Annotated in this window: 22 protein-coding genes; 1 reads left to right on the forward strand and 21 read right to left on the reverse strand. The window is 49.8% G+C overall.

What is annotated here, in order from left to right; translation table 11 throughout:
- Positions 1-59 precede the first annotated feature (59 nt).
- Positions 60-1,859: a DAK2 domain-containing protein gene (locus MKY97_RS19320; RefSeq protein ID WP_342551924.1), complete on the reverse strand. Its 1,800-nt coding sequence runs from the start codon at positions 1,857-1,859 to the stop codon at positions 60-62.
- 49 nt (positions 1,860-1,908) lie between these two features.
- Positions 1,909-2,217, reverse strand: a complete 309-nt coding sequence (locus MKY97_RS19325) for a hypothetical protein (protein WP_342551925.1) — start codon at positions 2,215-2,217, stop codon at positions 1,909-1,911.
- Positions 2,218-2,494: 277 nt separating this feature from the next.
- On the opposite strand from MKY97_RS19325, the gene rpmB reads away from it, so the two are divergent.
- The gene (rpmB, locus tag MKY97_RS19330; RefSeq protein WP_024631107.1) at positions 2,495-2,683 is read left to right on the forward strand and encodes a 50S ribosomal protein L28; all 189 of its coding nucleotides are present in this window, start codon (positions 2,495-2,497) and stop codon (positions 2,681-2,683) included.
- Positions 2,684-2,982: 299 nt separating this feature from the next.
- Here the strand turns inward: rpmB and spoVM are convergent, their stop codons facing one another.
- The 19 genes from spoVM to MKY97_RS19425 all read right to left on the reverse strand — a co-directional run bounded on the left by spoVM (position 2,983) and on the right by MKY97_RS19425 (position 24,700).
- Positions 2,983-3,063, reverse strand: a complete 81-nt coding sequence (gene spoVM, locus MKY97_RS19335) for a stage V sporulation protein SpoVM (protein WP_019424875.1) — start codon at positions 3,061-3,063, stop codon at positions 2,983-2,985.
- A gap of 157 nt (positions 3,064-3,220) precedes the next feature.
- Complete coding sequence (locus tag MKY97_RS19340) at positions 3,221-3,478, reverse strand: hypothetical protein (protein WP_342551926.1); 258 nt, start codon at positions 3,476-3,478, stop codon at positions 3,221-3,223.
- A gap of 3 nt (positions 3,479-3,481) precedes the next feature.
- Positions 3,482-4,141 (reverse strand): ribulose-phosphate 3-epimerase, encoded by a 660-nt coding sequence (gene rpe, locus MKY97_RS19345; protein WP_342551927.1) that lies wholly within the window; start codon positions 4,139-4,141, stop codon positions 3,482-3,484.
- Position 4,142: 1 nt separating this feature from the next.
- Positions 4,143-5,060 carry a ribosome small subunit-dependent GTPase A gene (gene rsgA, locus MKY97_RS19350; RefSeq protein WP_342551928.1) on the reverse strand — a complete coding sequence of 306 codons (918 nt, stop codon included), beginning with the start codon at positions 5,058-5,060 and terminating at the stop codon, positions 4,143-4,145.
- 60 nt (positions 5,061-5,120) lie between these two features.
- Entirely contained in the window at positions 5,121-7,340 is a 2,220-nt protein-coding gene (gene pknB, locus MKY97_RS19355) for a Stk1 family PASTA domain-containing Ser/Thr kinase (protein ID WP_342551929.1), read from the reverse strand.
- Positions 7,337-8,113: a Stp1/IreP family PP2C-type Ser/Thr phosphatase gene (locus MKY97_RS19360; protein WP_342551930.1), complete on the reverse strand. Its 777-nt coding sequence runs from the start codon at positions 8,111-8,113 to the stop codon at positions 7,337-7,339. The genes pknB and MKY97_RS19360 overlap by 4 nt, the downstream gene beginning before the upstream one ends.
- A 7-nt stretch (positions 8,114-8,120) precedes the next feature.
- The gene (gene rlmN / locus MKY97_RS19365; RefSeq protein ID WP_342551931.1) at positions 8,121-9,161 is read right to left on the reverse strand and encodes a 23S rRNA (adenine(2503)-C(2))-methyltransferase RlmN; all 1,041 of its coding nucleotides are present in this window, start codon (positions 9,159-9,161) and stop codon (positions 8,121-8,123) included.
- 265 nt (positions 9,162-9,426) lie between these two features.
- Positions 9,427-10,971, reverse strand: coding sequence for a 16S rRNA (cytosine(967)-C(5))-methyltransferase RsmB (rsmB, locus tag MKY97_RS19370; protein ID WP_342551932.1), 1,545 nt, complete (start codon positions 10,969-10,971; stop codon positions 9,427-9,429).
- A complete protein-coding gene (gene fmt, locus MKY97_RS19375) occupies positions 10,968-11,927 on the reverse strand; it encodes a methionyl-tRNA formyltransferase (protein WP_342551933.1) in 960 nt (319 codons plus the stop codon). Before fmt ends, rsmB begins: the two co-directional genes overlap by 4 nt.
- 12 nt (positions 11,928-11,939) lie before the next feature.
- Entirely contained in the window at positions 11,940-12,428 is a 489-nt protein-coding gene (gene def / locus MKY97_RS19380) for a peptide deformylase (protein ID WP_342551934.1), read from the reverse strand.
- Between the two features lie 126 nt (positions 12,429-12,554).
- The gene (gene priA / locus MKY97_RS19385; protein ID WP_342551935.1) at positions 12,555-15,104 is read right to left on the reverse strand and encodes a primosomal protein N'; all 2,550 of its coding nucleotides are present in this window, start codon (positions 15,102-15,104) and stop codon (positions 12,555-12,557) included.
- Positions 15,105-15,107: 3 nt separating this feature from the next.
- A complete protein-coding gene (gene coaBC / locus MKY97_RS19390; RefSeq protein ID WP_342551936.1) occupies positions 15,108-16,385 on the reverse strand; it encodes a bifunctional phosphopantothenoylcysteine decarboxylase/phosphopantothenate--cysteine ligase CoaBC in 1,278 nt (425 codons plus the stop codon).
- A gap of 147 nt (positions 16,386-16,532) precedes the next feature.
- On the reverse strand, positions 16,533-16,745 hold the full coding sequence (rpoZ, locus tag MKY97_RS19395; protein WP_272037527.1) for a DNA-directed RNA polymerase subunit omega: 213 nt from the start codon (positions 16,743-16,745) through the stop codon (positions 16,533-16,535).
- A gap of 163 nt (positions 16,746-16,908) precedes the next feature.
- Complete coding sequence (gmk, locus tag MKY97_RS19400; protein WP_342551937.1) at positions 16,909-17,481, reverse strand: guanylate kinase; 573 nt, start codon at positions 17,479-17,481, stop codon at positions 16,909-16,911.
- Between the two features lie 13 nt (positions 17,482-17,494).
- Positions 17,495-17,755 carry a DUF370 domain-containing protein gene (locus tag MKY97_RS19405; protein ID WP_006209218.1) on the reverse strand — a complete coding sequence of 87 codons (261 nt, stop codon included), beginning with the start codon at positions 17,753-17,755 and terminating at the stop codon, positions 17,495-17,497.
- A gap of 51 nt (positions 17,756-17,806) precedes the next feature.
- Positions 17,807-18,706 carry a YicC/YloC family endoribonuclease gene (locus MKY97_RS19410; protein ID WP_342551938.1) on the reverse strand — a complete coding sequence of 300 codons (900 nt, stop codon included), beginning with the start codon at positions 18,704-18,706 and terminating at the stop codon, positions 17,807-17,809.
- A 19-nt stretch (positions 18,707-18,725) separates the two neighbouring features.
- A complete protein-coding gene (locus MKY97_RS19415) occupies positions 18,726-20,615 on the reverse strand; it encodes a bifunctional homocysteine S-methyltransferase/methylenetetrahydrofolate reductase (RefSeq protein WP_342551939.1) in 1,890 nt (629 codons plus the stop codon).
- A 216-nt stretch (positions 20,616-20,831) separates the two neighbouring features.
- On the reverse strand, positions 20,832-21,665 hold the full coding sequence (gene dapF, locus MKY97_RS19420; protein WP_342551940.1) for a diaminopimelate epimerase: 834 nt from the start codon (positions 21,663-21,665) through the stop codon (positions 20,832-20,834).
- Between the two features lie 176 nt (positions 21,666-21,841).
- Complete coding sequence (locus MKY97_RS19425) at positions 21,842-24,700, reverse strand: cation-translocating P-type ATPase (RefSeq protein WP_342551941.1); 2,859 nt, start codon at positions 24,698-24,700, stop codon at positions 21,842-21,844.
- Positions 24,701-24,752: the final 52 nt, after the last annotated feature.

Consider the following 24,752-nt stretch of genomic DNA (forward strand, 5'->3'; position numbering starts at 1 on the left):
TGTTCAAAAAGTCATTGAGACAGTATAGGGAAAGTCCGAGACTTTTAGAACTACCTCTATTAGGACTCTACAGAGAACAGATAATAATAAACCGGTTGTCCTCCCTGATGTACCTCAACTTCCGCATCAGGATATTGCTCTTCTACCCATGCTGCAAGAGCTGCCGTAATCTCAGCGTCAGCCTCTTCTCCTTCTAGGATAGTAACCACTTCATCCCCGCTCTTCATCATCTGTCCGAGCAGACCTTCGCAGGCATGAAGCATACTTTCATCCGCTGCTACAATCTTGGAGTTATGGATACCGATATAATGGCCCGCCTTGATATCCAGTTCATCATACTGGGTGTCCCGAACGGCATGAGTCACCTGACCAGACTGCACACGGCTGATCGCCTCTAACATCTGATCACGATTCGTTTCTAGGGACTCGTCCTCTTGGAAAGCAAACGCCGCGGCCATACCTTGTGGAATCGTTTTGCTTGGGATCACCGTAATACGACGCTCATCCTCCAGCAATTCCCGAGCCTGTTCAGCAGCCAGCACAATGTTGGAGTTATTCGGCAAAATAAATATCTGCTCCGCCGTGATCGAATGGACGGCTTTCACAAAGTCCTCTGTACTCGGGTTCATTGTCTGTCCACCCGACATCACTACATCTACACCCAGACTTCTGAAAATTTCCGCAATACCATCGCCGGAAGAAACCGCGATAAAGCCATAAGGTGCCATCTCGTCTGCGGGGAGCACTGCTTCTTCAAGCGTGCTTGTTTTCTCCTGCGGAATCTCAGCAAAGAGCTCGGGTGATGCAGCGATATCCATGCCCGCGGTTAACAAATCACGATGCTGTTCACGCATATTCAAAATATGAATCTGTGTGATCTCACCGTACTTCAATGCCAGATTTAATACATCACCAGGTGTCTTGGAATGCACGTGCACTTTGATCACTTCATCATCAGCAATAATAATGATGGAGTCACCATTTACCGACAGCGCTTTTCGGAACATCTCATCGTCAAATGCGGTTCCAGCATTCTCTCCAAGCTCACGGTTGATGAAGAACTCCATATCGTACAGGAATTCAATATCTTCGGTTTCCAATCTGGCTTGAGCTGACAGAGGCATTTCAGGAGCAATGACCTGTGCCGTCTTCGCTGCAGCCGGTTCAGATGCAGGCGTTTTCAACGGTACCGCTGGTGACGAAACCGTTTCTTTCTGCAGTGAAGGTCGTGAACCACCCTCCGTTTTCAGCAGCACTTCCATAAAACCTTCATAAATATATACAAGTCCCTGACCACCCGAGTCCACAACACCAACCTGTTTCAGTACAGGCAGCATCTCTGGAGTCATCGCCAGGGCTTCTTTTGCTTTTAACAAAACTTCGTTCATTAATTCAGTTATATCATTCGTTCGTCTTGCATAGTAGCTGGCATGTTTGGCCGCTTCTTTGGCTACGGTAAGAATGGTTCCCTCCACGGGTTTCACAACCGCTTTGTAAGCTGCGTCAACTCCATTTTGCAGGGCGGCTGCGAATTGAATCGTATTCAATTCTTCAAAAGGAGCTGCTGAACGACTGAACCCACGGAACAGTTGGGATAAAATAACCCCAGAGTTTCCGCGCGCGCCCATAAGCAGACCTTTGGATAATATTCCGGCAGCTTCTCCAATGGATGCCGAGCTCTTTCTTTTAATCTCTGCAACACCTGCAGTCATCGTCAAATTCATGTTTGTTCCCGTATCGCCATCCGGCACAGGGAAAACATTCAGGGAATTGACATGTTCTGCGTGCTGCCCTAGTTGTTCCGCTCCGGCAATAACCATCGCGGTGAAATCTGTTCCATTTAAAGAACGTATACTCAAGTGAGAATTCCCCTTCCTAGCTTGATACACGAACACCTTGCACCAAGAATCATTTTGGTCGTTCATGCGCTAACGCGGCTGCGTTATTCTTCGTCCATACCTTGTCCGGCCCAGGCACACAATACAGCATGTCAGCCGGATGAACGGTCTGGGCGGCCGGGCTACCAATATCCTGCCATTCTCTGCAGCCCGTTATGCGGGCATAGGGATATGCACCGGTATCAGAAGCCGACATGAATGCCGCATGGAGACTGGTGCCAATGATGGAATGCCGCATCTCACAGCGCTGCCAAAAAAGCAAACCTCCAACCTCTACGTACGGTTTTTTCTCCGGCTCCCGCGGCAACAGCCTGTTCATGGCTGTACTATGGACTATTCAACATTGTACTATATTAGACAAGAGAAATAAATAAAGTTTTTGGATCAGTTGACGAAGCTTTTTTGATTATGATATTATATTTAAGTATTGTTTTATGCAGGTTAAGTAATGGAAATGATCCGGCCAAGCCGGCTTGAACAACACCATTAGCTACTGAAGCCTGATCTTTAGGATCAGGAAAGAACAATTAAGTCCTGATGGAATGACGTTCGTCTCTCCGAAGGCACTGGTTATTTTAGGATAGGAGGTGTAATCTATGTCTCGCAAATGTTATGTGACAGGTAAGAAACCGGGCACCGGTAACCACGTATCCCACGCTAACAACCGTAACCGTCGTTCTTGGGGCGTAAACGTTCAGAAGGTTCGTATTCTCGTTAACGGCAAACCAAAACGTGTATACGTAAGCACCCGTGCACTGAAAGCCGGTAAAGTGACTCGCGTATAATCACGCAAAGCTGCTATAAATCGGGTAAGCAAAAAGCACCTTGTTCCTTGCAGGTGCTTTTTTGGTATTCAAAAAAGCACAGCCTTCCTCTACGCTCAGATCAGTTATGATCAATCAGGATCTGTTATAATCAGCTTGTTCCAATAAACGAACCGTTTGATATCCTTTCCAACTTTCCAAGTACATTACGTCTACCGTACACAGGAATGGCCGCCGCATGGCACGTCATGCAGATCCGGTTCTCCAGATGAGCTTTGAGCCAAAGCGGCGGTATTCGTTTAACGGTGCTGCTGATCAAATCAGTTCTTTTGAAACGTATTCAGGATCGCCTTTACAAACCCTCCCAAAAACTTCGGCAGTTTGAATGTGTAAAATTTCATACTTCACCCTCCCCATCATGCTCATGCGTCCGCCGTATCCTATGCTTCAGGCCTTTTTCACCCAAACACGACAAAAAAGGCTACATGAGAAACCTGCTCATGTAACCATATTTATGCGGAACCTGCTGTCCCTATTCCACAATGACAAGCCCGAAGATCAGCCTATTTGCGTTTGGGGAAGATACTGATAGACCGCAATCATGAAAACACTCATGAGATAATACAGTATGCTGAAAATGACAAAAGTAATCCGAAGTCCCTTTCGGTCGAACTTGCGGAAGTACATAATAACGACCCCAACCCCGATTAATGACGTGAGTGCATTGAATGGAGCCTGGAGAACTGCAAATAATGCTAGTACCAGGCCTGTGACAAGACTCCCCGCCATCGTCCACAGCGTCTCTCTGAGAGTCATGAATTAACCCTCGTAACTGCTGCGAATCTCGGCAATCGCGGCAGATCGGTCTTCCCGTCCGAATACGGCACTGCCAGCCACCAACACGTCAGCCCCTGCTTCCACCACTAATGGCGCCGTATCGGCAGCAATTCCGCCGTCTACCTCGATATGTACGTCATGACGTCCTCTCTCATTAAGCCATGTACGAATTTGTTTGATTTTGTTCATCGTGCCGGAGATAAACGCTTGTCCACCGAAACCTGGATTCACCGTCATGACCAGAACCATGTCTACATCATCCAGCACTTCCTGAATCGCACTTGCCGGCGTTCCCGGATTGAGCGCTACTCCTGCCATGATTCCCTGCTCTTTAATCAGATGAATGACACGATGCAGATGCACGCAAGCCTCGGCATGAACTGTAATCACTGCTGCGCCTGCTTTGGCGAACTCTTCTACGTACCGCTCCGGATTTTCGATCATCAGATGAACATCCAGCGGCAGCGTTGTGTGAGGCGCAATAGCCTTTACAATCGCAGGGCCGAGCGTAATATTAGGAACGAAGTGACCGTCCATGACGTCAACATGAATCCAGTCTCCGCCCGCTGCTTGCGCTTCGGCAACTTCTGCCCCCAATTTGGCAAAGTCTGCTGATAATATGGATGGGGCAATTTTAATCATATTAATACCTCCGCTTCTTCTCTTTCATTTCAGTCAGAAACTGCTCATAGTGCTGATATCGGCTTTCGGAGATCAGTCCTTCCTCCTTTGCCGCGAGCACCCGGCAGCCTGGTTCATGCGTATGCGTACAGCCGCGGAACTTGCACTGGTCAGCAAACTGGGCAAACTCCCGGAAACAAGTCGACAATTCCTCCACACCAATCTCCAGGAAGTCGAGCTGGCTGAACCCCGGTGTATCTGCCACAAATCCACCATTATCCAGCGGAATGAGCTCCACATGTCTGGTTGTATGTTTACCGCGCCCAAGACGCATGCTGATGGCACTGGTTTCCAGCGTGAGCCCTGGCATCAGTGCATTCAGCATCGATGACTTTCCGACGCCAGACTGGCCCGAAAATACACTGATTTTGCCAGCGAGACGTTCTCTAAGCAGCTCGCTGCCTTCTCCGGTAAGTGAGCTGGTCGAGATGACCTCATAGCCGATCTGCTCGTACATTGCCTTAACTTCGGCGACAACGTTCCGATCTTCGGCTTCAGGATCAATAAGATCCTGTTTTGTCAGCACGATAAGTGCATCGAGTCCGGCCTGCTCAATATGCACGAGAAACTTGTCCAGCAAGTTCAGATTCATGTCCGGCTCTTTCACCGAGAACAGCAAAACAGCCAGGCTTACATTGGCCACTGGAGGACGAATCAACTCTGTATCACGCTTGTGAATCTCGTCTACTGTTCCTTCTCCGTTCTCCGTCAGCATATAACTTACACGGTCACCAACAAGCGGAGAAGTGCCTCTTTTGCGAAATATGCCTCTGGCCCTGCATTGAACGGCGGAACCTTCAACCGAAGGAACCCCGTTGTCTTCCACCGGCATGACATAGTAGTAACCACTTAATGCTTTAACGATGATACCTTCTGGCACAGCTCCGTCGCCCTCCTTCAGATCAGTTACATTCATTCCCTACGTCAGCATAAGCCGTCCTTATGGACGGCCTGATGCGTTGACAACTCCTTTTTTCTTATCCTCTTTATGCTTGCCCGGTCCTTTATCTGTCTTCATTGCCGAAGTGTCACCTTCCTGATTGTCCCCTTCGCCGTCAGCCGGAGTGGACTCAGGCTGGTCTTCTCCGCCATTTTCATTGCCATTGTCCACACTGCCATTGTCACTATTCCCGGGATCAGGATTATTCTCTGGTGGTGCTTGCGTGTTTTGTTCAGGATCAATAGAAGGAACATTGACCGTACCGTTCTTCGCTTCACTGTAAGATACGACGTACGTATCCAGGAATTTGCCATCCCGGTAGACGGATACCGCACCATTTTCATTTGGAGCAAGCACAAGCGGGATGGTCAGGACTTGAGCGGAATTGATGGTTCGTGTACCCCACTCCTGATTCTTACCGCGTGCATCTTCAAAGGTGATACGGATTTTGCTGTTTTTGCCTGCTTCTTTCGGTGATACATTGATGTTAAAAGGATACTGGAGTGCTTCAGGTGGATATCCTGTGCTGATAAAGATCGTAATTTTGTCGCCAGGGTTCACGTCCGCTCCTGCTTCCACAGGCCACTGCTGGGTGACTTTACCTTGGTCCACCGTATAACTGGATTCTTCCTGCACCTGTCCGAGCACAAGACCTTTTTCTTTCAGCATTTGTTCTGCTTCACTGCGCGTATGATTTTTCAAATCAGGCATTTTGACCGTTTCAGTACCCTTGCTGACGGTTAACTCAATTTCAACAGCTTCCGGATCAAACTCTTCGTTCACACCAGGCGTCTGGGAAATGACTGAACCTGAAGGCACTTCATTGGAGAAATCATCCTTGCGTTTGATCTGGTCTTCCTTAAGACCGAGTGCAGTCAGTTTTTTGACAGCTTCGGTATATGAGTCACTTTTAACGTCAATCATCTTCTTCAATTCTTTTTTCGCACCAACGCTGAGCTGCACTTCAGTGCCTTTTTTGACCACATCGCCTTCATCTCTGCTTTGATCAAAGACGATGCCGGGTTCAACGTTTTCCTTGTATTCCCGGATGACCTCGCCGCTCACAACCAAACCCTGCTCCTCCAACATTTGACGGGCTTTTTCTTCCGTCTGGCTGATCACATTAGGGACCTTTACCTCAGGCACGACGAGCATATCTTTTACATACCACACCACCGCAACCATAGCGATCAGAATAAGAACAGTCAATGAAATGATCAGCACCGGTTTCTTCCAGTTTTTATTCTTCGGTTTACCCGAGTTCACTTCTTTATCTATCTCCATCACAGGCACCGTTCCGGTGGATGTCATTCCACGCGGCTCCGGTTTGATGGCCGGCATGACCCGTGTCTGATCAATATCATCCTCATCCGGAAAATCAACCTTGGACTCATTGCGGCGCTCCGGCATGAGGCAGGTTTCCAGATCATGCTGCATCTCTTTGGCCGATTGATAGCGCTCCTGCGGATTTTTGCGCATGGATTTCAGAATGACATTTTCAACACTTTGCGGAATGAGCGGGTTGAATTTGCGCGGTTCATCAAACTCTTCCTGCAGATGTTTCAGAGCTACACTAATCGGACTCTCCCCTAAAAAAGGAAGCTGCCCGGTGAGCATTTGATAAAGTACAATTCCAAGAGAATATAAGTCCGACTTCTCCCCAGTCACAATACCTTTAGCATGCTCTGGCGAGAAATAATGCACTGAGCCTACAACCGAGCCTGTCTGCGTAATCGTTGTAGAGGTAACTGCCCGCGCAATCCCGAAATCTGTTACTTTTACGCGTCCATTCCGTCCAATTAATATGTTATGCGGTTTAATATCCCGGTGAATAATCTGATTATGATGCGCGTGATCCAGAGCATCCGCGATCTGGGAAGCAATGTGTACCGCTTCGTCGACCTGCAAAGGCGCACGTTCTTTAATAATTTCATTTAGATTCTTGCCTTCAACGTACTCCATGACAATATAATGAACGTCATCTTCCTGACCCACATCGTAAATGCTGACTACGTTGGGATGAGAGAGCGATGCCGCCGATTGTGCCTCTCTGCGGAAGCGGCGAATAAACTCTTCATCATGCACAAACTGCTGTCTGAGTACTTTAATCGCTACATTGCGGTTCAAGAGCAGATCCTGGGCTTTGTACACTAGAGCCATGCCGCCGCCACCGACACGCTCAATGACTTCATAGCGTCCGCCTAGCTGGTGCCCGATCATGACTCACACCCCGTTTCCGTTTGTACGGTATCCTGCTGCTGGGGCTCAAATAAAGCCACCGTTATGTTATCGTCTCCTCCAGCAAGCAGTGCCAGCTGCAGCAATCGGTCAGCACGGTCTTCCAGTGCAAGTTCAAGGTTGCCCGCGACCTGAATAATCTGCTCATTGCTGACCAGGTTGCTAAGTCCGTCACTGCAGAGAAGCAGCACTTCGCCTTCTTCCAATTTCACTGTATCCATATCAACCTTCACCTCGGCATCCGTGCCAAGCGCACGGGTAAGCACGTTGCGGCGTGGATGATGAGTAACATCCTCTTTGCTGATCTGACCATTTTTATACAATTCGTTCACCAGTGTATGGTCCTCGGTCAGCTGGAATACTTCCCTGCCCGCAATTTTGTAGGCACGGCTGTCCCCGATATGTCCAATCACACCTTCCGCATCATTCAACAAGGCTGCGACTACGGTCGTTCCCATGTTATGATACTTGTCGTCCGTGGACGCCGTGCGGAATATGACTTCATTCGCATGAAGAATCGCATCGCTCAGAGCTGCGGACAGAGAAGCATGGGACAAACCTGGCTCAAGTGTCGCCAGATCCTGAACCAGCGTCTCCACCGCAAGGCGGCTTGCTGTATCACCAGCAAGGTGTCCGCCCATGCCATCCGCGACGATTCCCAGAATATATCCTGTATCGAGATTACGAATCCAGGCTGAATCTTCATTTACCGAACGTACTCGTCCGATATGGCTCACATGAACTGTTTTGATCAAAACGCTCTCACCTCAACTCCATATGCTTTGCACGAAGCTGGCCGCAAGCGGCAGCAATGTCATGTCCCTGTTCACGGCGAATCGTAACATTCACTCCCTCTTCCGAGAGAATTCTCTGGAAATTAAAAATGTCACTTCTTGATGTTCTCACATATTTGCGTTCAGGCACATGGTTAACCGGGATCAGGTTGACATGGCACAACATGTTTTTAAGCACACCTGCCAGTTCCGCTGCATGCTCAGGCTGGTCGTTAACGCCGCCAATCAATGCGTATTCAAACGTAATTCTCCGGCCTGTCTTCGCCAGGTAATAGCGAAGAGATTCCATCACATCATCAAACGGGAAGCGGCGGTTTACAGGCATCAATTTCGAACGAAGAGCGTCATTAGGCGCGTGGATCGAAATGGCAAGATTAATCTGCGTGTCTTCATCTGCAAACTTATAGATGTTGGGCACAATTCCACTCGTGGACACGGTGATATGACGCTGCCCGATGTTCAGTCCTTTTTCATGGATCATAATCCGCAGGAACGTCATCGTTGCTTCATAGTTTTCAAATGGTTCACCCGAACCCATGATCACGATGCTGCTGACCCGCTCACCGCGTTCATCCAGAATTTTCTGAGCCTGTACGACCTGGGCAACGATTTCTCCGGCTGTCAGGTTGCGTTTGAGACCGCCCAGCGTGGACGCACAGAACGTGCAGCCGATCCGGCAGCCAACCTGTGTTGTTACACAGATGCTGTTTCCGTAGTTATGCTTCATAATAACCGTCTCAATCGCATGATCGTCATGCAGACCAAAGAGGAATTTCACCGTTCCATCCTTCGATTCAAACTTGGTAATTTCCTTCAGCGTTACGAATTCGAACTGGTCTGCCAGCTTCTCGCGTAAAGCTTTGGAAAGATTGGTCATTTCACTAAAATCATTCACACGTTTCACATAAATCCAGTCAAAAATCTGGCCGCCGCGAAACGCGGGTTCCCCGTTCTCTACAGCCCACTGCTGCAGCTGCTCGAGGGAAAAATCGTATATAAAAGGTTTCATTTTGTTGTCAACACCTATTCCTTTATTCTTTTCATTTGTTTTTCAATGGCTTTCCATCGTTTTACTGCATTCGTCCTATTCTATCACAAACGCCACTTTACATCCATGTATACCCTTCAAACCCGTTCTTCATGCATTATAACACCTCGCTGCTGCCATCGCACCTTGACATCCATTTGCCGACTAGAAATTAGCGAATGTCCTCTCACAAAGAAATCCGCCGGGGTTTCCCTCGGCGGCCTTCCTTCAGTGCTGTATTAAACGGTTAATCAGCCACTCTTGTCAACCTTGCGATGTAAAAACCGTCACTGTGCGCGTACTGCGGCAGGATCTGAACACCGCCATTCACGGGTTTCCAGTTCGCGGCTTCGGGCTGCGACCAGAAAGGCGTTCCGATGGCCCGATATTCCGGATGACGGTTCAAAAAGTCCGCAACCATCTCTTCGTTCTCCGACGCTTCAATGGTACATGTGCTGTATACGAGAATACCCCCGGGTTTGAGCAGCGGTGCAGCACGGTCCAAAAGCTCACGCTGCAGGCTGGAAATCTCTTCAATATCCGAAGCGGACTTGGTCCATTTCACATCCGGCTTGCGGCGAATTACGCCTAGTCCCGAACACGGTGCATCCAGCAAAATCCGGTCAAAAGAAGACTCGGCATATCGCTTGTTCAAATCAAGCGCATCCCCGGTTACCGCATCAATGCAGCTGAGTCCAAGACGTTCAGCCTGTTCCAGAATAAGTTCCCGTTTATGTGCATGGACATCATTAGCCGTGATATGACCGCGGTCTCGCATTTTTTCTGCCATGTGAGCCGTCTTGCCGCCTGGAGCCGCGCAGCAGTCCAGTACGTGGTGTCCCTCTTCAGGCGCTACAGCTTCGGCAACCAACATAGAACTTTCGTCCTGTACAGAGAACAGGCCGTCCCGATACCAGGACGTGAGAGCCATGTTACCGCCGCTTCGTACCAGAATACCATCCGGGCTGAGACGGGAAACGTCCACAACAGCCCCGGCATCTGCCATCTCCTCCATCAGCTTGTCACGTGTAGTCATCGTGGTGTTCACACGCACACTCACTGCCGGGGGTTCGTTATTCGCCCGGCAAATGGCTTCTGTCGTCTCTTCTCCATATTGAGCGATCCACCGCTCCACCATCCAGAGCGGATGGGAATGCTCCAGCGAGATCCGTTCTGGAGCTGGTAGATCCGAGGGAATATGCAGCTGTTCTTTATTGCGAATCATATTCCGCAGCACGCCGTTAACCATACCGGAGATTCCCTGATGACCAAGCTTCTTCGCCAGGTTCACGGCTTCGCTGACGACGGCATGTTCCGGAATTCGATCCAGGTAGATCAGCTGATACGCGCTGATCCGAAGCAGGCTTCGCACCCATGACTGTAATTTTGCCATTCCCTTTGCAACAAAACGCTCCAAATAATAGTCCAGCGTATTCCGTCTTGCAATCGTTCCGTATACCAGTTCTGTAGCCAGTCCGGCATCCGCAGAACTCAGCTCTGCCTCTTTGAGACGACGGTTTAATTCCAGATTACTGTACGCTCCATCCTGCTCAACCGCACTAAGTACCTTGACAGCAAGTGCCCGGGCTGAAGTTTTTGGTTTCTGCACACGAGTGTGAGCCTGGCTCCCCTTCGCAGAAGAAGTCGATGCAGGCCTGTTTCCTGCACGCCCCCCTTGATTGTCAGAAGAACCCTTACTGGAATGACGACGATTCGCATGGTTACCGCCTGCTCGGCTGGCCGCTGCTTGATATTCTTTACCTGAAGAATGTCCTGATTTTGGAGTACTCATCGCAGCACCATTCCAGGCTTCAAGGTTCCACCACGTGCAAAGTCAGCGGCCTGCATCACTTTTTTGCCAGCAGGCTGCACTTCGGTCAGCCATAGAGAGCCATCACCTGTCTTTACTTCTATGCCTGATTTATTCAGCTGCAGCACGGTCCCCGGCTCGGCTTGTCCAGCATTCGAAGCAGAAGAGGCTTCATCTGCAGTCTGATCGGGATTAGCCGCCGCCCAAACTTTAAACACCTGTTCATCCCACATCGTAAATGCGCCTGAGAAAGGCACCAACCCGCGAATCTGGTTAAACAATTCACGGGATGTACGATTCCAGTCGATCTTCTCGTCTTCACGAGTCAGATTACGAGCATAGGTAGCCTCCGCTTCATTCTGAGGAACGGCTTTCGTTTCTCCTGCAATCAGACGGGGCATCTCCGCTTGAAGCAGCTTGGAACCGGCTTCGCTCAGTTTGGCAAACATCGTTCCCGAGGTATCTTCATCTGTAATCGGCACTTCCACTCGTGAGATCATATCTCCGGTATCCAATCCTTCAGCCATATACATTAATGTAACGCCTGTCACCGATTCTCCATTGATAATGGAACGCTGGATCGGTGCGCCTCCGCGATATTTGGGCAGAAGAGATCCGTGTACATTCACGCATCCACGAATCGGCATATCCAGCACTGCCTTCGGAAGAATCTGTCCAAAGGCTGCAGTCACAATCAGATCAGGCTTCCATTCCGCAAGGCGAGCTGTCGCTTCCGGATCACGAAGCTTGACAGGCTGAAACACCGGCAGACCGTGGCGTTCAGCTGCGGCCTTGACCGGTGTAGGTGTAAGCACTTTTTTACGTCCCTGCGGTTTATCAGGCTGGGTCACTACACCCACCACATGATATCCCTCTGCCATCAGCATATCCAGCGAAGGAACGGCAAATTCAGGTGTTCCCATAAAAACAATGTTCAAATCAATCACTCCTTAATTTCGACGCGGTCCAGTCTGCTCAGGCGCAATTTCATATACTTTTTCGGCGATATCTGTAAAGAGTACACCGTCTAAATGGTCAATTTCGTGTTGGAACGCACGGGACAGCAGGCCGCTGCCAGTAATAATAAGCTCTTTGCCTTCCCGGTCCAGGCCTTTAACCGTAACCGTCTCAAAGCGGCGAACATCACCGTTAATTCCAGGGATACTCAGGCATCCTTCGGGGCCAAACTGCTCTCCTTCACTGGAGATAATCTCCGGATTGATCATTTTGATCAGCCCCTGCTCATCCCCGGCATCAATGACAATCAAACGCTTCAGGATGCCCACTTGCGGAGCGGCCAGACCTACGCCTTCGGCGTCATACATCGTGTCTGCCATATCATCAAGCAGTTTCTGTACATTGGGTGTAACCTTGGTTACTTCTTTGGCTCTTTTGTGAAGCACCTCATCTGGTTCTTTAACGATAATACGAATCGACATGTTGTAAGCACCTTCCTAATCCTTATCATAGTTTCACGAATCATCTTTAATTTCGTATGTTGGTTTTAATCTATGTTTATACCGCTTGTTCACATCCACGTTATTATGAAAAGAACTGTGAAATGTCTACATTAACATCTGCGGGTCTACATCAAGACTAATAAGCAGCTTCTGGGCCTGAACATCATCGTCCATGTGCCGGGCCACTGCCAGAGCCAGACCGATGGCGTCCACATCCCCACGCCATTTTATCATACATTGGAATCGGTATCTATTCTTGATCCGTGGAATAGGCGAAGCTACGGGGCCAAGCACATCAAAGGCTTCATTACTGAAACGATCCAGACTGCCCAGCCATCCGGCAGCGTTCGCTTTCTCTTTCAGCAGCCGGGTATAGTTCTCAGCTAATCGAATCAGTACAGGAAGCTGTTCATGGGAGAATGTCACCAGAATCAGGCGGCAGTATGGCGGATACTGCAGATTTCTGCGGTGAAGCAGCTCCTCCCGTACGAAGGATACGTAGTCATGCTGGCTTGCATGTCCAATCGAGTAGTGCTCCGGCGTATACGATTGTACAAAGACCTCACCCGGCAATTGATGCCGTCCCGCCCGCCCTGCCACTTGTGTGAGCAGTTGGAACGTCTTCTCCGCGGCACGGAAATCCGGCAGATTTAATGCTGAATCCGCAGTGATGACCCCTACCAGAGTCACGTCAGGAAAATCCAGTCCTTTGGCAACCATCTGGGTCCCCAGCAGTACATCTGCTTTTTTCTCCCGAAACTGTTTTAGCAGCTTTTCATGAGAGCCTTTTTCCGTCGTCGTATCCACATCCATCCGAATCACCCGAATGCCCGGAAAAAGCTTGGCCAGTTCTTCCTCAACCCGCTGGGTTCCTGTCCCAAAATACCGAATATGTTCACTGCCGCAATCCGGGCAGGTTTCGGGAGCCGCTTCCGCATATCCACAATAATGACAGCGTAAATTGTTGGAGCGCTGGTGATACGTTAAAGAGATGTCGCACTCAGGACAACCCGCTACATATCCGCAGCTGCGGCACATCACAAAGGTTGAATACCCGCGGCGATTAAGCAGCAGTACCGTCTGTTCCCCCCGCTCGATCCGTTCCTCGATCCCTTTGTGCAGCGCTCTGCTGAACATGGAACGATTGCCATCTTTCAATTCTTCACGCATATCGACTATACGTACCGTCGGCAGATTGTTGCCAAGCGCCCTTGTAGGCATTTCCAGCAAAAGAGGGGCAAAATCATCACTGCTCTGCGAGCGCGCAGCATAATAACTTTCCAGCGAAGGGGTAGCCGAACCCAAAACTACTACAGCCTGATGCTGCTGCGCTCTTTTGACAGCTACGTCACGCGCATGGTATTTAGGTGTCTCTTCCTGTTTATATGAAGTCTCATGCTCCTCGTCCATAATAATCAGCCCCAGCCGACTGAATGGAGCAAATACGGCAGAACGGGCGCCAATCGCTACCTTCACCTGTCCCTCCCGGATTTTACGCCATTCGTCATAACGTTCACCGCCAGACAGACGACTGTGCATGACTGCGACCTGATCGCCAAAGCGTCCTTTGAAACGCTCCACCATCTGAGGGGTTAGGGCAATCTCTGGCACAAGCACGATTGCTTGTCTATCCTGGTTAATGCACTGCTGAATCGTCTGCAGATAGACTTCTGTTTTGCCGCTTCCGGTGACACCGTGCAGTAAAAAAACACCATGACGCTGTTCCTGCAAACGCCCATTAATGCTGCTGTAAACTCCTTTTTGCTCCTCAGTCAATTCCAGCGGCTCTGTCGGTTTAAAACGTCTGCCTTGATACGGATCACGGAAAACTTCCACGTCCTCTGTCATAACCAACCCTTTTTCCTCAAGCCCCTTAATGGCTGCGGCCGAAACTTGCAGAGTAGACAAAACTTCCTTCAAAGGCATGGGCAGCAAATCCTTCATCTCCAGCAAAAAAGAAAGAATCTCTTTCTGACGCTGCGCCTTGGCCGGGAATGAGGCAAGCGCTTCTTCCGCAGCATGAATATCCACAGCCAGATTCACGGATTTCATCGTTTTTTTATTCAGCTTGTCCTTAATTGCCTGACTTTCCAGAAGCACACCGCTCAGCAGCAGCTTTTTGATCAAGGCTGCATGATTCGGATATTTGCGGCTTAACTGCTGCAGGGGCACCTGTCCCCGGCTTTTGACAAAACGGATAATATCCTGCTGTACCTTCTCCGTTGTGGATTCTTCTCCCCATACAAACAGAACTTCCTCATTGGAAGAACCTCCGGCAGTCTGTCCATCCAGCGCTTCTCCCAGCGAAATATACCGCTCGGCTTTTCCTTTTAATGCCGTCGGCACCATCACCTGCAGAGACAGAATCCGGTTGCTCGCATATCGATCACTCATCCATGCTGCCAGCTCCACCAAGTCCTTGGAGAGCGGCGGCACAATGTCGAGCAGCTCCTGAATAGGCTTCAGTTTAAATGATTCTTCTCCTGTACGGGGAACCAGATCAACAACAAATCCCTGCACGGTCCGATGTCCAAAAGGTACACCTACCCTGCTCCCCACCTCAATCCATTCTTTCATGGAGTCGGGAACCAGATAATCAAAAGGCCGGTCGGTCTGCTTCACAGGCACATCGACAATGACCTTGGCAATCTCCATCTTCTAATTCCTCCCGGCAATGCGCTCCGCCGCAATTCGGAGTAAACGATGTGCCACCTCTTTCTTGGACATCAGTTCAAGCTCCTCTACCAACCCTTCACGGTCATAGATGTGCACCGCGTTGGTATCTGTTCCAAATCCTGCCCCCGAACGGGTAACATCATTGGCTACGATCAGATCACAATTTTTCCGTTCCAGTTTCTCACGTGCATACATTTCGAGCGACTGGGTCTCGGCAGCAAAACCGATCAAATACTGATGGGTCTTCCTTTTCCCCAGCGTCTCCAAAATATCTATATTTTTCACAAGTTCGAGCGAAAGGGTGTCGCCTTTTTTCTTGATTTTCTCCGTATAAACTTCCTTCGGGCGATAATCAGCCACGGCGGCTGCTTTAATGACGATATCCGCAGTGTCCCATTCTCTGGCTACCGCTTCGTACATATCCTGTGCAGACTGAATCGGAATCATCTCTACATCCGTTGGCGGCTGTGCCTGTGTATTACCCAGAACAAGCTTCACATCTGCTCCCAGTTCACGCGCAGCGGCAGCAATCGCAAACCCCATTTTTCCGGAAGAATCATTTGTAATATAACGAACCGGATCAATGCGTTCCACCGTACCACCAGCGGTAACGACGACCTTTTTGCCTTTTAGCAGTGATGCCTGAGCTTCTTCTACCTGCACTTGGTTATGCCGCTGACGCTGCACCTGATCCTGCACTTGCCCCTCCAGCTCACCCTGCGCAAAGAAACGCTCCACTACATCTACAATCGTCTCCGGTTCTTCCAGTCGTCCCTTGCCTACATACCCGCAGGCCAGAAGTCCTTCGCCCGGTTCAATCATTAATGTGCCCCGTTCGGCCAGCAGATTCATATTGTGCTGCACCGCTGGATGATCGTACATATGCACATTCATCGCAGGCGCAATCATCACTGGCGCAGTGGTTGCAAGCAGTGTGGTTGTAAGCATATCGTCTGCCATTCCGTGTGCCATCTTGGCAATCACATTTGCTGTCGCCGGAGCGACCAGCACCAGATCAGCTAGATCGGCGAGATGGATATGAGAAACTACAGCCGGCTCACGTTCATCAAATGTGTCCGTATATACTGCATTTCGGGTCAAGGTCTGCAGCGTTAATTCGGTAATAAACTGTGCTGCCGAAGCGGTCATAATAACATGTACATCCGCTCCCTTTTGCACCAGCTTGCTGCATAATGTCGCTGCTTTGTAAGCCGCTATGCCCCCTGTTACGCCAAGCACGATTTTTTTACCGTTCAACATATTTATATCCCCCGATAATGTTAAGACGTCTGTACACGTAGTAATGATAGAATCTGATTAAGGCTTATTCGTAAAAAAATAACAACCTCGCGGTTGTCAAAATAATTCGGGCTTCCGCCTATGCAGTTGAAGAGCAGCCCGAGGGGCTTACTCTTCTTCTTCGTCCTGTCCTTTGATTACTACCAGATGATCTCCGTAGATTTCTTCCAGTGCAACGCCAACCTGTTTATGGGATTTCGCGTTTCGCAGCTCGGATTTCTCACCTTCGCGAAGCTGTCTAGCCCGGCGGGATGCAGCAACAACCAGGGAATACTTGCTGTCAACTTTGTTCATCATTTCATCAATTGAAGGATACAGCATATTAACAAAACACCTCTTTGCTTTAGTATAATCACAAGCTGCCGCCGGACAGGACCCTGATACTGCGTGTCCTCCATGTTCCAGAAAGTCCAGGCTGAGCCTTAACCTTAACATGATATGACAACAGCCCCATGAATATCGCTGTACGCGGCGGCAAAAAGGATTATTTATTGATCTTACAATGTTCGGCGATAATGATACTTTCTATTCGCTTGCAGGCCAAATCAATTTCATCATTCACCACAGCATAATCATACTGCTCCAGCAGATTAATCTCATCGACTGCAACGGACATACGGTGATCAATCGTGGCCTGGCTTTCCGTGCCGCGACCTTGAATGCGATCTTTCAGCTCGTCCAAAGAAGGCGGGAGCAGGAAAACAAAAATTCCTTCAGGGAATTTCTCCTTCACTTTAAGTGCACCCTGAACCTCAATCTCGAGAATAATATCGCGGCCTTCATTAATGGTTTTCTCCACAAAATCACGCGGAGTACCGTAATAATTGCCAACATATTCTGCATGTTCCAGCAGCTGATCTTCGGCAATCATCTTCAGAAACTCATCATGCGAGTGGAAGAAATAGTTCACCCCATGCTCTTCACCTAGACGCGGCTGACGAGTGGTTGCTGATACCGAATACGTTAAATTCGGCACCCGTTTGCGCAGTGCGCTGCATACTGTACCCTTCCCGACCCCGGACGGGCCGGACAACACTATCAGTAATCCCTTAGACATATTACACTCCATTTTATTCGTCGTTATCATCATCTTTCGAAGAAAGACGATGGGCGACCGTTTCAGGCTGAACAGCAGACAGGATAACGTGATCACTATCCGTAATAATTACGGCACGTGTACGTCGTCCATAGGTTGCATCGATCAGCATGTGACGATCTCTGGCCTCTTGTATAATTCTCTTGATCGGCGCCGATTCCGGACTCACGATGGATATAATCCGGTTCGCCGATACGATGTTACCGAATCCAATGTTAATGAGTTTGATTGCCATAATCAGGTTCTTCCCCCTATACATGCGACTCTTCTGCCGAAATTTGGCCGTTCATTCGATGTTCGCTGCTTGCTCACGAATCTTCTCCAGTTCCGCCTTCATCTCGACAACACGGTTCACCAGAGCCAAGTGGTTGGCTTTTGATCCAATCGTATTAACCTCCCGATTCATCTCCTGAATCAGGAAATCCAACTTACGGCCTACAGGGTCCTCACTCTTCAGCAATTCTCTGCATTGTCCAAAGTGACTGAGTAAACGCGTAAGCTCCTCTTCAATGTTGGAACGATCGGCAAAGACTGCGATTTCCATACCCAATTTATGCTCATCAAAAGGGAAAGAGCCATCTTCCTGCAGTTCCGTAAGACGCTGTCTCAGCTTATTGCGGTAATCGCTCACCACACTTGGTGCAAGTTCAAGCATCTCGGTGTGCAGTGACTCCAAGCGGGTAATCCGCCGTTCCAGATCACTGGCCAGATGAAGACCCTCGCGAGCGCGCATCTGCTCCAGACTGGACAAAGCCTCATTCAATCCGGCCTGCAGCACCTGCTCCCATTCGTCCTTTTGTTCTTCCGGAACAGAACTTGTCCCATCCGGCTGAACCATGACATCCGGCAGCCCCAGCATATCCACAATACTCGGCTTGCCCTGCATTCCGAATTGAGTCTCGAGCTGCTCTGCAGCCTGCAGATAGGCCCTGACCGCCTGTTCATTCAGAACAGCGGGGAGAGCCTGGTCTTCCTCTTTTTCTTTCATTACATAAACATCAATCCGCCCACGCTTCAAGCGGCCCTGTACGATTTTTCTCAAACCATCCTCATAATACGTCCATTCTCTCGGCAGGCGCATCATGACCTCGCAATAACGATGATTGACTGATTTGATCTCCAATTGTACCTTGTAGCCGCCATATTGAAAGGCGGATTGACCGTATCCGGTCATACTGAATGACATCGGCATCACATCCGTTTTACTATTGTAATTGATTATTAGGGTTGAAACAAGTAGGACATTGATGCTCCGATTTCTCCCAGACATATCGGGTCAGTTCGGCAGTCATGCCATAGAACATAAACGGAGTCATCAGATAGATGCCCTTAAAGTGCTTTGCGGCCACATCAAGCAGCTCTTTCGCAATGGTTACCCCCATGGCGCGGCCTTCTTCGCCTTCCAATCCTGCCATCCGGGAGCGTACTTCATCCGAGAGCTGAATACCTGGAACCTCGTTATGCAGGTATTCTGCGTTTCGGCCGCTTGCTAGCGGCATAATACCGACAAAAATAGGAATGTCCAGATGCTTGGTTGCCTCACGCATCGCAACGATTAATTCCGGATCATAGATCGGCTGCGTCATAATATAGTCTGCCCCGGAGGCTATTTTCTTCTCAAGCCGCTGTACCGCTTTGTCCAGATGTTTTACATTGGGGTTGAAAGCAGCTCCTATAACGAACCCGGCCTTCTGTTTTAACGGTTTACCTGAAAAAGCAACACCGTCATTCAGCTGTTTGATCATCCGTATAATTTCAAATGATGTCAGGTCGTACACCGAGCTGGAACCAGGCAGGTCCCCGAACCTTGCAGGGTCGCCTGTTACAGCAAGCACATGGTTGATCCCAAGTGCATCAAAGCCCATCATGTGGGATTGGGTTCCAATCAGATTACGGTCACGGCAGGCGATATGCACAAGTGCACGAAGACCTGTCCGATCCTGTACCAGATGTCCAAGTGCCATATTGCTCATGCGTGTTACAGCAAGAGAGTTGTCTGCAAGCGTAAGAGCATCAGCTCCTGCAGCTTTCAATGTTTCGGCACCCTTCATAAATTTGGCAACGTCCAGATCACGCGGGGGATCAAGTTCGACGATAACGGTGTGACGCTGTTTGACCAGATCAACAATGGTTGGCTGGCCTCCGCGCCCTGCGCGTTCATCCACATTCTCATGAAGCACGATGCGCGGCAGGGTCTCTGCCGGATCGGGTTCTGCAATCAGCGACGGCACGTATGCTTCGAGCGCTTGTTTGATTGCAGTGATATGATCAGGCGTTGTTCCGCAGCAGCCGCCAATGATGCGCGCTCCAAGATCTGCAAACTGTACTGCCGTTTGACCGAAATATTCAGGTGTCGCTCCATAACGGAACTGGCCATCTACGTAATCCGCCGCACCCGCATTCGGAAATACAGACATCGGAACTCCGATGCGTCCGGATACCGTCTCCATTGCACGCATAATACCGTTCGGACCGGATCGGCAGTTAAAACCGATAACGTCTGCCCCCTGTTCGCGCATAATACGGAATGCTTCAGGCATCGTGTAACCATCCAGCGTATGGCCCACATCCTCAACAGCGAACTGCCCAATCACAGGCAGGTCACTCAGTTTGCGGGCCTGCAGAAGAGCAATATCCATCTCTTCGATGTCATAGAAGGTTTCGAGCAGTATACCGTCCACGCCTTCATCCAGCAGGGCATATATCTGCTGTTGATAGAACCGTTTCAATTCACTGGTAGATACGTTCGTGCGCTTGCCGCCGCGTATAGAACCCACAGCACCAAGTACATACCCTTCTGCACCTGCTACTTCTTTGGCGATACGGACACCTGCGCGGTTCACGTCCTCCACTTTGGATTCCAGTCCGAACTTGGACAGCTTGTCAAAATTCGCCGAGTACGTATTGGTCTCGAATATATCTGTCCCTGCATCACGATAACGGCGATGTACGTCAGCCACAACTTCAGGTGAAATCAAGTTCAACTCTTCATAGGAGATCCCGACGGGAAACCCCATCTGATATAGAAATGTCCCCATAGCCCCATCACCAACAAGGACACGCTGCTTCATCACGGTGCGTAAATCTGCCTTCATCCCATTTCCCCCCGCTTGACTATGATCATTTCATACTAATGTAACACAAAAAACGTTAAAAAACGAAGAAAAACACAGGTATTTGCTGTATGTCCGGCTCCAGTAGACATTTTTGCCATCCAAACCGTAAATTCGTCCTTTATAGCTGGACAGCTAGTCCACATCTGATAAAAAAAAGAGGCCCGCAGGCCTCTTCGGTATACCGTCTACTCGTATTTATGCAGTCTTTCCTTTGAAAACAACTTCTGCGGGTCCCGTCATATATACGTGATTATCCGCCTCGCTCCACTCAATGTGAAGATCACCGCCTTTAAGACTGATCACTGCTGTACGATCCGTGTGACCATTCAGTACGGAGGACACCAAAGTTGCACAAGCCCCTGTTCCGCAGGCCAGTGTCGGCCCTGCCCCGCGTTCCCATACACGCATATCGACATATCCGCGGTCACGTACCGTTGCGAATTCAACATTGATTTTTTTGGGGAACATGGGATGCACCTCAAGCAGCGGTCCCCAAGTGGTCAGATCAAAGTTCACCGCATCATCTACGTAGATGACCGCGTGGGGGTTACCCATGGATACGGCCGTGAATTTGAAGCCATGCCCGTTTGCTTCAATGTTATGATCGATTACCGGATTCGCATCCACTGTCGTAGGCACCTGAAGCCCGTCCAGAATCGGCTCGCCCATATCTACCCGAACCGTCTCCACTTTGCCATCCCGAATATTGAGAGTTACAGGCTGAACACCTGCTCCGATCGTTTCAATCGTAATCTGCTCGCGGTCAACATGCCCATGGTCGTATACGTACTTGGACACGCAGCGAATGGCATTACCGCACTGCTCCGCTTCCGAACCGTCTGAATTCATGATGCGCATCTGAAAGTCCGCCTTCTCCGAAGGCAGTATATATACCAGGCCGTCCGCTCCGATGCCGAAGAATCGATTGCACCATTTGACCGCAAGATCAGCCGCGTCTGCCGGAAGCACCTTTTCCCCAAATACAATAATAAAATCGTTGCCAAGTCCATGCATTTTCGTAAATTCCATAACCGTGCCCACTCCTTTTGGCAGACTGCTGCCAAAGCTTTATAGTTTATTTATAGCTAATCTTCATATCATGCATACCAAGCATATAAAAAAGCTATCCTGCAAAAGATCCAAGCTCGCGCTTTGAACCATTTTGAGGATAGCATACCGAAACAGGTCATTAAATGCTATTGATTTTATGCTGAAAACTTTGTACTTTTCGGTACGAAGCGTCCAGGACCGCCCATACGGCGGCGGTTGCGGCGTCCGCCCCAGACACTTCCCGCCCCCATCAGGAACGTTGGAATGCCTGCAGCTACGATACAGATTGCCCACTCTCGCAGACCGAGAGGCACCGTTTTGAAGATAGGCTGCAGCGGCTCCACATACATCACCACCAGCATCAGCACAACCGATGAGATGACGGCAAGAACCAAATATTTATTCTGCAGCGGATTTCGGTGGAAGATGGAACGCGAACTGCGGCAGTCAAATACGTGAATCAACTGGGCAAGAACCAAAGTTGCAAAAGCAACGGACTGCGCTTTGATCAACTGCCCCGGATGATCCGGTGCAGCCTGAAGTGTGAGCCAGAAAGCACCAAGCGTACACAATCCGATTAACACACCGCGGCTGATAATTTTCCAACCCAGTCTGCGGGCAAAAATGTTTTCTTTCGCGCCGCGCGGCTTGTGCTCCATCAGATCTTTTTCCGGCTGATCTACCCCGAGCGCCATCGCTGGCAAACCATCCGTTACGAGGTTGACCCACAGAATCTGAATCGGCACGAGCGGAAGCGGCAGACCCATCATCATCGCGAAAAACATGGTCAGAATCTCGCCTACATTGGAGGCCAGCAAATACCGGATAAACTTGCGAATGTTCTCATAAATGTTGCGCCCCTCTTCAATGGCCGCGACAATAGTCGAGAAGTTATCATCACTCAAAATAAGGGAGGAAGCCTCCTTGGTCACATCCGTTCCCGTGATGCCCATCGCGATTCCGATATCTGCAGCCTTGATAGCAGGCGCATCGTTTACCCCGTCACCTGTCATAGCCACAACATGCCCTTTGCGCTGCAGTGATTTGACGATACGAAGCTTGTGCTCAGGCGATACCCTGGAAAATACATAAATGTCGTTCACCTGTTTATCCAGTTGTTCGTCCGTCATCCCCGCCAGCTGCTGTCCGCTTAACGAGGCCCCTCCGCGTGGTAAAATCCCAAGCTGGTGAGCGATTGCTTCTGCTGTCGTTCCATGATCCCCCGTGATCATGACCGTACGTATCCCCGCCTTGCGGCAAGTGGCAATGGCGTCACGTACTTCACGGCGAGGGGGATCAATCATTCCTGCAAGTCCAACAAATACAAGCTGGCTCTCTGCAGCATGTTCGTCTGCGACATGTTCTTTGGGCTTGACTTCACGATAGGCCATACCGAGCACACGCAGAGCGTTACCTGCCATGCTTTCATTAGCAGCCATCACTCTCTGACGCAGTGTGCCGGTAAACGGAACCACTTTGCCTTCCCATAAAATATAGCTGCAGTGTTCGATCAGTACATCCGGTGCACCTTTTGTGTAGATCATACGGCCGCCCTGATGTTTAACCATAACCGACATACGTTTACGTTCCGAATCAAACGGAAATTCCTGCTCCCGATCGTATAATTCCTTGAGTCCGGTCGGAGTAAGTCCCATTTTGGCAGACATCGCCACCAGAGCCCCCTCTGTGGGATCACCTTTTAATTCCCACATCACCTGACTGGCACTAACCTGATCTTCCTCCTGCTGACCTTTTTTCCGTCCTTTTTTGCTGTCCTTTTTGGGCTCCTTACCCTTTTTCTTTTCGCCTTGATCATGGAGGACCGTCTCCACAATACTGGCATTGTTACACAGCGCACTGATCTGCAGCATTCTTCGGAGTGACTGGTCGCTCTTCAATTCAATGATTTGATCATTTTCCAGCATATGACCTTCTGGTGCGTAACCGTCTCCGGTCACTTTGATGCTTCGTCCTTCAAGCCACACATGAGTCACTGTCATCTTGTTCTGCGTCAATGTGCCTGTTTTATCAGAACAGATCACCGAGGCGCAGCCCAGTGTTTCCACCGATGGCAGCTTGCGCACAATGGCTTTACGTTTGATCATTCGCTGTACACCCAGCGCCAGTGCAATCGTAACGATAGCCGGTAAGCCCTCCGGGATGGCTGCCACAGCCAGACTGACACCTGCCAGGAACATACCTACTGCGGGTTGTCCATGCAGGATTCCTGCGACGACCACCATCACCGTTAGTCCGAGTGCAACAAAGATCAGAATTTTGCCTAACTGCTCCAGTCTGTGCTGCAGCGGAGTCTCCTGCTCCTCTGTATTCTGGATGAGGTCAGCGATTTTCCCCATCTCTGTATCCATACCTGTCCGGATGACAATCCCCTTGGCTGTACCCCTCGTGACCATCGTTCCCATAAAACCGATGTTTTTCTGATCCCCCAGCGGCACATCTTCACTGGCGATGGGTCTGCAGTGTTTGCTGACAGGCACAGATTCCCCCGTGAGTGCCGACTCCTCTACATCGAGGCTGTTTGTTTCCAGCCAGCGTACATCGGCAGGTATGCGGTCACCACTTTCTACCATGATGATATCTCCGGGTACTAATTGCTTGGCCGCAAGATGTACCTCCTGCCCGGATCTGAGCACTTTCGCGGCAGGAGCTGACAGCTGTTTAAGTGCACGGAGAGAGCGTTCTGCCCGGAACTCCTGTACAAATCCCAGAATGGCGTTCAGCACAATTATGGCCACGATCGTTACCGCATCCAGATACTCTCCAAGCAGACCGGATACAAGCGTTGCTCCCATGAGGACCAGCACCATGAAGTCCTTAAACTGATTCAGCAGCAGTGTGATCGGCGAGATCCGCTTTCCCTCACTCAGTTCATTCGAACCACTGACTTTACGTTTCTCAACTGCAGCTTCGTCCGTCAACCCTTCCAGCGGGTTCACGCCAAGAGTTTCACGAAGCTCTTCGTCGCTTAGTTGGTGCCACTTGGTATGTTCCATGCTCCAAAATTCCCTCCCAGTCTTATTTCATCTGCAATGCAAGCTCTCATCA

Origin of the sequence: Paenibacillus sp. FSL R7-0652 (genome assembly GCF_038595045.1) — a bacterium.
GTDB lineage: Bacteria > Bacillota > Bacilli > Paenibacillales > Paenibacillaceae > Paenibacillus.